The sequence below is a fragment of the Streptomyces sp. NPDC045968 genome (assembly GCF_056430475.1).
In genome coordinates this window covers 19,026-27,408 of record NZ_JBWKLF010000010.1, presented here as the reverse complement: position 1 = coordinate 27,408, position 8,383 = coordinate 19,026, and the positions used below count along the sequence as shown (strand labels likewise).

Genomic DNA, 8,383 nt, shown 5'->3' with positions numbered 1-8,383 from the left:
AAACACACGCTTCCCCCCCCCCCCCCCCCCCTCCCCCCGAATACCACACCCCCCCCCCCCCCCCCCCCCCCCCCCCCCCCCCCCCTCCCCCCCCCCCCCCCCCCGCGAAGGTGGCGTCCGCTGTGCGAGGGCTCCCGTGCCGCACCACGGGAGCCCTTCGTCAGCCGACGCGGGGGGTGTGGACCAGATGCTTGATCTCCTGGAACTCCGCCAGAGCCCGGGGGCCGTTGAGCCTGCCGACACCGCTCTGCTTGAATCCGCCCTCCTCGAACTGGTCGCGGATCACGCCCCAGCCGTTGATCCAGACGGTCCCGGCGTCGAGGCGCCGCCCGACCCGCAGCGGCCGGTCGACGTCCCGGCTCCAGACCGAGGCGGCTAGGCCGTACTCGGTGGCGTTCGCCCGGTGAACGGCATCGTCCTCGTCGTCGAACACCTCGAAGGTGGCGACCGGCCCGAACACCTCCCTCTGAATGATCGGGGCCGCGAGGTCGTCCACCTCCACCAGACTCGGCCGTACGTAGGCGCCGTCACCGTCCGGCTCGAGCAACCCGCCTCGTACGAGAACCCGGCCGTAGCCCGCGGATTCGGCAACCAGGGAGTCGATGCGCAGGGCCTGCGCCCGGTCGATGACCGGGCCCATGGCTGCCCCCGGATCTGCGTCCGGGCCGACTGCGACCGCCTGCAGAGCGGTGATCAGCCGCCCGCGCAGCTCGTCGGCCACGGAACGCTGGACGAGGATGCGGCTGCCGGCCATGCAGAACTGGCCGGAGAAGGTGGTGACGGCAGCGGTGAGCACAGGGACAACCGCGTCCAGGTCGGCGTCGTCGAAGACGACCATCGGGGACTTGCCGCCCAGTTCGAGCGAGCAGCCCTTCAGATGCCGGGCGGCCTGCGCCATGATGACGCGGCCGACCGCGGTCGAGCCGGTGTAGCTGACGACGTCGGTACCGGGATCGGAGACGAGAAGGGGCGCGCCCTCGTTGCCCGACTCGGTGAAGGCGTTGACGACACCGGCCGGCAACGCGCTGGTCTCCGCGACAATCTCGTACAGCAGGCCGTTGGTCAGCGCGGTCTGGGCGGGCATCTTCATCGCCACGGTGCAGCCGGCGGCCAGGGCCGGGGCGAAGGAGCGCACCGCCAGGATGACGGGAGAATTCCACGGGACGATGACGGCGGCGACGCCGACGGGCTGGTGGATCGTCATCGAGTAACTGTGCGGACTGGTTTCTGCGGCGCGACCGGTGTCGGTCAGGGCGAGGGCGGCGTTGTAGCGCAGCTTGGGGATGGCGGAGTCGATCTCCATGGCCGCATCCGCTCGCCGTTTGCCGTTCTCGAGGGAGAGCAGATCGACCAGTTCGTCGCGCCGGGCGGACATCCGGTCGGCCAGCTCCGACAGGGCGCGGGCCCTCAACTGCCGGTCGTGGGCCCAGGAGGTGTCGCTGAAGGCGCGGCGAGCCGCGTCGATGGCGTGGCGGGCGCTGACGGCTCCGGCATCGGCGAAGGTGCCGATGGCCTGTCCGGTGGCCGGTGCGCAGGCGGTGCCTGTCGCGTGTCCGTCGTGCCACTGGCCGTCGATCAGGTTGCGGGCGTGCGGCAGACTCATCGTTCCTCCCCCGTCCGGTTGTCGAAGCAGATCACCGGTTTGATGGTGTGCCCGGAGCGGGCGTCGGTCACCGCTTGGTGGAGCCGGTCTTCGGCGTAGAAGCGGACGAACTTTTCGTAGGGCAGGCGTCCTTGGCGTGCCAGGTCGATGAGAGCGGGGATGAAGGTAGTGCGGTCGCTGCCGCCCTCGGTGACACCGCGGATGGTGCGGCCGTCGATGAGGGCATTGATGTCGAAGGAGGCCCGGCTGCCGGCGGAGGGGGCTCCGATGACGGCGACGGTTCCGTCGGCGGCGATGGCCGTGGCGGCGAGCTCCAGCAGTGCGGGGATGCCGGTGGTTTCCACGATGTACGTCAGGCCGCCGGGGCCGGCCACGTCGGCGAGACGGGACCGGAGATCTTCCTTGCTGCTGTCGATGGTGTGGGTCGCGCCGAGCTCGGTGGCGAGGGCCAGCCGCGACGGGACAACGTCCACGGCCACGATGGTGCGGGCGGGAGTGAGGCGGGCCGCCATGACGGCGGACAGTCCCACCGCCCCGGCGCCGAAGACCGCCACGCTGTCACCGTAGTGGGGCTTGAGCAGGTTCAGGATCGCTCCGGCTCCGGTCTGGATCCCGCAGCCGACGGGTGCCAGCAGGCTGAGTTCTTCCTCGTCCGCGACGTCAACTCGGACGACGCTTTGCGCGGAGACGACGGCGTGCCGGGCCAGCGAGGACTGTCCGAAGAACAGGCCGCCGAGTGGTGCGCCGTCCTCGGTGTGGATCGGTGTGGTGCCATCGGCGCGTGCGGCACGGAAGTTGAGGGGGAAGTACGTCTCGCAGGTGGTGGGACGGCCGGTGCGGCAGGCGTCGCAGTGGCCGCAGGAGTTGAAGGAGAGCACGACGTGGTCTCCGGGGCTTATCCCGGTTACGTCAGGTCCCACGGCTTCGACCGTTCCCGCTCCTTCGTGGCCCAGAACAGCGGGAAGAGGGGTGGGCAGACGTCCGGCCAGGACGGACAGATCGGTGTGGCACAGGCCGGCCGCGACGAGGCGGACGAGGACTTCGCCGGGGCCGGGGTCGTCGAGGACGGCGCGTTCCCAGTGGAAGGTGTCCTCGCCGGTACGGGCCACTGCGACGGTGGTGAGGGTGGGCAAGAGCTTCTTCTCTCGTGAGATGAGGAAACGCGGGTGGTCGGGTCAGGGCAGGAACCGGCCACCCGCGCGCTTTCAGGTCCCGGGCTTGAGGAGGATGCGCCCGACGATCGTGGTGCGTCGTTCCATCAGGTCGTGGGCCTTCGCAGCGTCGGCCAGCGGGAGGCGTGCCGCGATCCGTGAGTGCAGCCTGCCGTCGGCCAGGAGGGCCATTACGCGCAGAGCGTCCTCGTGCCGTGCTCCGCGGACGCCGACGATGTCGGCTTCCAGACGGGTGAGGTCGAAGACGGTGAACGGCATCGGGCCCGGCGGGTTCTGTTCACCGGCCGCCGGGCAGAGCCTGCCCCCCAGTCGCAGCACGTCCAGGGCCAGGCGCAGCAGATCGCGGTGGGAGGAGTAGTCGACTGCGTGGTCGACGCCTTGGCCGTGGGTGAGGTCCCGTACGGCGTGCCGGGCGGCGTCGAGGTCGTCGGTGACGACCACCTCGGCACTGCAGGCGCTGCGCAGAGCGTCGGCTCGCTCAGCATGTCGGGTGGTGGCGATGGCGCGCAGGCCGAAGAGCTGGGCGAGTTGGATGGTGGCCAGGCCCATCGGGCCGGCGGCTCCGGTCACAAGCAGGGTGTCGCCCGCCGTGACCCGCAGCCGGTCACGCAGGACACGGTGACTGGTGCCGTAGGGCCACAGCGCGACCGCTGCCTGTTCCAGGTCGACGTGGTCGGGCACCGGCAGGAAGAGCCGCTCGTCGCGCACCACGTACTCGGCGTAGGCGCCCGTGCTCTGATGGCCGGGGATGGCGATACCCGTGGAGAGGTTCCCCAGGCCCCGGTAAGTTTCCGGGGCATAGGGATTCTCAGGGTGGACGACGGCCGCCACCCGGTCGCCCACGTTCAGCAGCCGAGTGTCGGGCCCGGCAGCGACAACCGTTCCTGCGGCCTCACGTCCCAGTTGCTGAGGCATGGGAAAGGGGTTGCGGCCCGGGAGTTTCGTGCCGGGCTGCAGTCCGCGACGGTACTTCAGGTCCCAGCCCGAGACGGCGGCGGTGTCGACGGCCACCAGCACGTCGGCGGGGCCCAGGGCGGGCAGGGGCCGCTGTTCGTGGACGAGTTGCTCAGAGCCGCCGTGTTCGTAGACCCATACAGCGGCCGTGGTCGTCGGGATCGAGGTCACCGGGTGTTCCTGCGCAATGCCTCGGCAACGGCAGGAACGTCGCCGGGTCCCATGACGGCAGCGATGTAACGGTCGGGCTTGACCAGGACGAACCGGTTGCGGGCACCGGCAAGAGCTTCCTCCAGGCGACCGTCCGCATCCGCGACAGCTTCGCGTCCTGCCGTCGCCGAGGGCAGCCGGTCGTCCAGCAGCACGTCGATCCGCTTGATGTCGAGCTTGTCGTCCGGCCATTGAGTGCCGTCGAAGCACTGCCAGGCGGCGTCCGGGACGTTGATGCCCAGCAGAGCGAAGGACCGGCCGAGAACCTGGTCAAACCACTGGGTGTGCAGACTCGGTGGGACCAGGACCCGTGGCTGAGGAAGCTGGGTGCCCGTCAGCGCATGGTCTCCGACCACCAGGCCGGCCTCGTGCCGCGCGTGAGGACGGAACCGCATCTCGGTGAGGTAGCGGCGCCCCTGTGGTATGCGCAGAAGAGTCCGGGCTGCCATGTCCCGCAGGAGGGCACGGCGACGGTCGGTGGTCATGACGACGTCACCGAGTCGTTCCGAGTAACGGACCATCGCGGTGGCGTGCGGGCGCCGCTCCACCTCGTAGGTGTCGAGCAGGCTCTGTCCGGCACGACCGTGCCACACGTCGTCGATCTTCCACGCGACGTTCGCGGCGTCCCGGACACCGGAGTTGAGCCCCTGGCCGGCGAAAGGCGGCATCATGTGCGCGGCGTCACCGAGCAGCAGGACGTGCCCGTCGCGCCACCGGTCGGCGACAACGGCGTTGAAGGTGTACGCGATGCAGCGTTCCACCTGTTCCTCGGTGAGGGGCCGGTAGGGCGCGACAAGTCTGCGCACGGTCTCGAAGTCGGGGCTCGCTCCCTTCTCGCCTTCACCCGGGTGCAGGAGAAACTCGTAGCGGCAGCGGCCGCCGCGGCCGGGCACGATCACGGTGGGCCGGTCGGGAGTGCCGTGGTGCATGCCGTAGCGCTCGTCGTGGTGGTCGCCGGTGGTGTCGGCGACCAGCCAGACGTCCTGGTGGCTGGTGCCGGTCATGTCGATGCCACGCAGTTCTCGTACGGTGGAGCGGCCTCCGTCGCATGCCAGGACCCAGCTGACCCGAAGGTCTTCCGTGTCGGTGTCACCGGGTGACCGGATCGCGGCGGTGGCGCCGGTGCCGCCGGGATTCTCCGTTACGGTGACCAGTTCGGTGGAGAAGCGGATGTCCGCCTGGGGACGGGATTTCAACTCGTCCAGGAGGAGTTTCTCCAGTTCGGGCTGAGCAAACTGGTTCTTGAACGGGAAGCCGAGATGGTAGGGCTGTGGGCCGCGGGCGTGGAAGAGCGGCCGGCCTTTGCGGTCGTAGAAGCGGGTTCCGGTGCCCGGTACAACGACGTCCAGGATCTTGTCCGCGAGACCTGCCGTCTGAAGGGTTCGCAGGGACTCGTCGTCCAGGCTGATGGCCTTGGCCTCATCGCTGGTGGAGGCGTTGCGTTCGACGAGGACGAGTGGCACTCCTCGGGCCGCGAGGAGGTTTGCCACGGTCAGGCCGACGGGACCGCCGCCCACGACGAGTACGGGGAGTTGCTGAGCCGCGGTCACGGGTTGACCACCGCCATCCAGATGGGTTCCGTCCGGTTCTGCAGCGCGGCGACGGCTTCGTTCGCTGCGGCCAGTGGGTAGCGGTGGGTAATAAGCTCCTCCGCGTCCAGTGCGCCTCGCCCGAGCAGGGTGAGAGCTTCTTGGGCGTCCGTGCGCGTGCAGGCGCGGGTTCCAATGATGCGCCAGCAGTTGACCATGACGGCGATCATCGGGAACAGCAGCGGGCTGCGGTTGGCGCCCATGTGCACGAGGCTTCCGCCGGTCGCAAGGGCGGCGAGCGCCTGGGACGTGGCAGGTCCTTCCGGTACGAAGTCGAGGACCGCGTCCGCGCCCTGCGGGACCAGCGCGCGTAGGGCGCGGGTGAGGCCGCCTTCTTTCGCCCAGGTCGACGGCAGTCCCTCGAGTGCCACGACGTCGGTGTGTATGTCACCTGCGAGCGGCCGGACCGCGTCCAGCCGCTCGGCGCTGCGTCCGACGAGGATGAGACGGGAGACGCCGAAGTGCCGGGCGAGCTTGACGGTGGCGGTGCCCATCGTGCCGGTGGCTGCGGTGACCACGAGGGTGGCACCCAGGGGCAGGTCGGCGCATTTGAGGGCACGGATGGCGTTGGCGAGATCGTGCACCTTGGCGCCGACGTCGAAGGACACGCTGTCGGGCAGGGTGTCGAGGAGCCAGTGCGGTACCCGGATGTACTCGGCCAGTCCGCCGTCATGGTAGCGGTCGTACAGCGGCATGGGAACGTCGCCGAAGGCGGCGTGTCCGATCATCGCCTGTTGCGGGCACATCATGTCCCGGTCGGAGCGACAGTATCCGCAGGTACGGCAGTTGAGGTTGGGGTGCACCCGTACGCGGGTGCCGATGTCGATCCCCTTCACCTCGCTGCCCACGGCGGCGATGGTGCCGGCGGCCTCGTGTCCGAGTGTGGTGGGCAGGTGTGTGAAGGCGCCCTGGGCGAGCAGGGTCATCATCCCGGGGGCGAGGCCGGCGGAGGCCACTTTAACCAGGACGTCCTGGGGTCCCGGCTCAGGTATGGCGACCTTGTGCAGGTGCAGCGCGTCGGAGCCCTTCTGGGCGCGCGCGGCGAGCATGGCGTTCATGATGTGCGGCTCCTACGTCGTTTCAGTGCTGCAGCGCGGCGAGGCGTTCGGGGGTGTACGGCTCGGCGGTCCTGGTCGTCTCGGCGATCTGCGGGAGCTCGCGGTCGGCGAACAGGGCGATGTGTTCGCTGGCCTCGGCGCACACGCTGGTGTACGCGATACCGAGCGGGATGCGGACGAAGTCGCCCGGCCCCAGCTCGGCGATGCCGCGCTGGCTGACCAGAGTGCGGCGACCGCTGATCTGGTACTGGATCTCGTCGGCGTCCAGGGTGCGCCGGTAGACACGCTCGCCCTCGGGCCGCAGTCGCACGGAACCCAGACGGAAGCCGGCGGAGCGGTACAGCCAGGTCATGCCGACTTCGTCGGCCCCGGTGAGGACACTGAGGCGTTCCTTCTCGGTGTGTACCTGTTCCAGCAGTCGTTGTTCGTCGACGGGGGCGACGGTGATGTCATGGCCGGGCGTGCCCATGCACTGGGTGACCGCCTCGTTGATGTTGCCCGCCTCCCAGCCGGGGAAGGGCGGGAACACCGCTTCGGAGCGCCGGATGGGGGCGCGTTCCTCGCGGACGGGAGCGGGCGTGTAGAAGAGAAGGTGGCTTTCGCGCCGCCCGTAGTTGTCGTGGGCGACACCGCGGGGCAGTCGGGAGAACTCCCCCGGCCGGTGCTCGACGACCCCGAGTTCGGTCATCAGGGTGCGCTCGCCGGCGATCTGGTAGGAGATCTCGTCGACGTCGCAGTTGCGGTGGTAGAAGGGCTGCCGGTTGTCCATCGTCTGCCATTCGACGCGGACCTGGGCGCTCTCGTAGATGCCACGCGGCGGGGCGAACAGCACGGCCTCGTACGCGTGGGGGAAGTGCACCACGCTCAGCGGCTCGTGATCCCGCCAGAGCTTCACCGGGAAGGGATTGGGGTGCGGCGGGGACAGCAGAAGGTGCTCGTCCCGCTCGATCGAACGGGAGGGTTCGTCGGAGCAGACGACCGCGATGACTTCGGTGACAGTACCCATGAAACGTCCTTGTTTCGTCGGTAGGAGTGTGATCAGGAGGCTGCGGGCAGGTGCTCGTCGAGGAAGGTGTGGGTGCGCTGCCAGGCGGTCTTCGCGCTGTCCTCGACGTACATGTGCGGGCGGGCGTCGCAGGCGAAGGCGTGCCCGGCGCCTTCGTAGACGTAGCTCTCGAAGTGGACGTCTGCGGCGGTGAGGGCTTCCGCGATGGCCGCTGTCTGGTCGCTGGGGATGGTGGGGTCCTCGGCGCCGACGTGGAGCATCATGGGGGCGTCGATGTTCGCGGCCCGGTCCAGGACCGCGTGCGGGCCGGCCGCGATGCCCGGGCCGTAGAAGACGACGGTGGCGCCGAGGCCGCGGATGCCGGTGGCGGCGGTGAAGGCGGCGCGGCCACCGAAGCAGAACCCGTGGATCGCCGTACGGGCGGCGGGCACGTTCTCCTTCTCGACGAGGTGCGTCAGGACGGCTTCGACGTCGGTGAGGATCGCGTCCGGCCCGATGGCACCGATCAGCGGCATGGCCTCGGCGTGCTGCTCGTAGGCGAGGGTCCCGACACCGTTGCGGTGGAACAGGTCCGGAGCCAGTGCGAGGAAGCCACGCGTGGCGTAGCGGCGCGCGATGTCCTGGATGTGGTCGTTGACTCCGAAAGCCTCCTGCAGGACGACCACGGCCCGGTTCGTGGGCTGTGCAGGCCACGCGACGAAGACGCGCATCGGCCCGTCCCCGGTGGAGACCGTGGTCCAGTCGGTGGCTGCGGCGGAGTTGGGCTGGTCGGTCATGGCACAAGTCCTTCT

7 protein-coding genes are annotated in these 8,383 nt (G+C 69.6%); all 7 read right to left on the bottom strand.

The features are described 5' to 3' along the window. Positions 1–160 precede the first annotated feature (160 nt). A complete protein-coding gene (locus AC07FA_RS26760; protein WP_479078863.1) occupies positions 161–1,603 on the bottom strand; it encodes an aldehyde dehydrogenase family protein in 1,443 nt (480 codons plus the stop codon). Then, complete coding sequence (locus AC07FA_RS26755; RefSeq protein WP_479078862.1) at positions 1,600–2,736, bottom strand: NAD(P)-dependent alcohol dehydrogenase; 1,137 nt, start codon at positions 2,734–2,736, stop codon at positions 1,600–1,602. The genes AC07FA_RS26760 and AC07FA_RS26755 overlap by 4 nt, the downstream gene beginning before the upstream one ends. A gap of 72 nt (positions 2,737–2,808) precedes the next feature. Beyond that, entirely contained in the window at positions 2,809–3,900 is a 1,092-nt protein-coding gene (locus tag AC07FA_RS26750; RefSeq protein WP_479078861.1) for a quinone oxidoreductase family protein, read from the bottom strand. Continuing rightward, positions 3,897–5,489, bottom strand: coding sequence for a bifunctional 3-(3-hydroxy-phenyl)propionate/3-hydroxycinnamic acid hydroxylase (locus tag AC07FA_RS26745; protein ID WP_479078860.1), 1,593 nt, complete (start codon positions 5,487–5,489; stop codon positions 3,897–3,899). Before AC07FA_RS26745 ends, AC07FA_RS26750 begins: the two co-directional genes overlap by 4 nt. After that, a complete protein-coding gene (locus AC07FA_RS26740) occupies positions 5,486–6,586 on the bottom strand; it encodes an alcohol dehydrogenase catalytic domain-containing protein (RefSeq protein WP_479078859.1) in 1,101 nt (366 codons plus the stop codon). The genes AC07FA_RS26745 and AC07FA_RS26740 overlap by 4 nt, the downstream gene beginning before the upstream one ends. A gap of 22 nt (positions 6,587–6,608) precedes the next feature. Continuing rightward, positions 6,609–7,592: a hypothetical protein gene (locus tag AC07FA_RS26735; RefSeq protein ID WP_479078858.1), complete on the bottom strand. Its 984-nt coding sequence runs from the start codon at positions 7,590–7,592 to the stop codon at positions 6,609–6,611. A gap of 32 nt (positions 7,593–7,624) precedes the next feature. Further along, the gene (locus AC07FA_RS26730; protein ID WP_479078856.1) at positions 7,625–8,368 is read right to left on the bottom strand and encodes a dienelactone hydrolase family protein; all 744 of its coding nucleotides are present in this window, start codon (positions 8,366–8,368) and stop codon (positions 7,625–7,627) included. Positions 8,369–8,383: the final 15 nt, after the last annotated feature.

What these genes read in the sequence shown, in the direction of transcription:
- AC07FA_RS26740 (WP_479078859.1), bottom strand. Translation starts at nt 6,586, where the DNA reads ATGAACGCCATGCTCGCCGCGCGCGCCCAGAAGGGCTCCGACGCGCTG.
- AC07FA_RS26735 (WP_479078858.1), bottom strand. Translation starts at nt 7,592, where the DNA reads ATGGGTACTGTCACCGAAGTCATCGCGGTCGTCTGCTCCGACGAACCC.
- AC07FA_RS26760 (WP_479078863.1), bottom strand. Translation starts at nt 1,603, where the DNA reads ATGAGTCTGCCGCACGCCCGCAACCTGATCGACGGCCAGTGGCACGAC.
- AC07FA_RS26730 (WP_479078856.1), bottom strand. Translation starts at nt 8,368, where the DNA reads ATGACCGACCAGCCCAACTCCGCCGCAGCCACCGACTGGACCACGGTC.